Annotated in this window: 1 protein-coding gene; it reads left to right on the forward strand. The window is 62.3% G+C overall.

Annotated elements, in window-relative coordinates; genetic code table 11:
• A partial coding sequence (locus tag ACT3R7_RS20630) for an FAD-linked oxidase C-terminal domain-containing protein (RefSeq protein ID WP_496199455.1) occupies nucleotides 1-1,408 on the forward strand: 1,408 nt, incomplete at both ends.

Consider the following 1,408-nt stretch of genomic DNA (forward strand, 5'->3'; position numbering starts at 1 on the left):
AGGCCTTTACCCAGCATCTGGCCCAGGACACAACGGTCACCCGGCTGGGGTACACCTTGGCCGAAGGCCGTGAGCAGATCGGCGCCGTGTACGGGATGCGCAAGCGCTCGGTCGGTCTGTTAGGCAATGTCCAGGGTGAAAAACGCCCGCTGCCGTTTGTCGAAGACACCGCCGTACCGCCGGAGCACTTGGCCGAGTTTATCGGTGAGTTCCGCGCTGCGCTGGACGCCCGTGGGCTTGCTTACGGCATGTTCGGCCACGTCGATGCCGGGGTGCTGCATGTACGCCCCGCGTTGGATATGAAAGACCCGGCCCAGGAAGCGCTGATTCGGGAAATTTCCGATGAGGTGGCCGCCCTGACCCAAAAGTACGGCGGACTGTTATGGGGCGAGCACGGTAAAGGCGTGCGTTCTGAGTATGCGCCTAAATTTTTTGGCGCACTCTACCCCAGCTTACAGCGGGTCAAAGCGGCGTTTGACCCGCATAACCAGCTCAACCCCGGCAAGATCGCTTCACCGGCAGAGGACAGCGCGCTGATCGCGAAAGACAGCGACCCGAACCTGCTGGCCATTGATGCGGTGCCCATGCGCGGTCAGTTGGACCGCACCATCGACGAGCGCGCCTGGCAGGCCTATGACGCGGCGGTGTACTGCAACGGCAACGGCGCCTGCTACAACTACGATGTTGACGACCCCATGTGCCCCTCGTGGAAGGCTACCCGTGATCGCCGCCATTCCCCCAAGGGGCGTGCCAGTCTGATCCGTGAATGGCTGCGCCTGCAGTCCCAGGCGGGCATTGACGTGGTGGAAGAGTCACGCAAGAAGAAAGCCGAGCGCACCTGGGGGTTTATCAAGCACTTCCCCCAGCGGGTTGCCAATACGCTCAGCCGCCAGCAGCATCACGACTACTCCCACCAGGTGTATGACGCCATGGCCGGGTGCCTGGCGTGTAAATCCTGCGCGGGCCAGTGCCCCATCAAGGTGAACGTGCCACAGTTTCGTTCACAGTTCCTGGAGGTCTACCACGGGCGCTATTTACGTCCGCTGCGTGACTACGTGATCGGCGGCACGGAATTCATGCTGCCCACGCTTGCCAGGGCAGCGCCGCTGTATAATGCCTTGATGGGCCAGCGCTGGATGGAAACGCTGCTGCGCCGTAGCGTGGGCATGAGCGATTCCCCGCTGCTCTCCCGCGCCAGTGTGAAAAAGCAGCTACGGGCCTGGGGCGTGGCGGAAGCCACGCCGACGTCACTGGCCTTGCTCACCGAGCAGCAGCGCGCCCAGAGCGTGATTTTAGTCCAGGATGCCTTCACCACGCACTTTGAAGCCAAGCTGGTCATGGACGTGATCGAACTGCTCTCACGCCTCAACCTGCGCGTGTTCGTGATGCCGTATAGCGCCAACGGCAA

It is taken from the genome of Halomonas sp. AOP43-A1-21, from assembly GCF_052376775.1.
GTDB lineage: Bacteria > Pseudomonadota > Gammaproteobacteria > Pseudomonadales > Halomonadaceae > Vreelandella > Vreelandella colorata.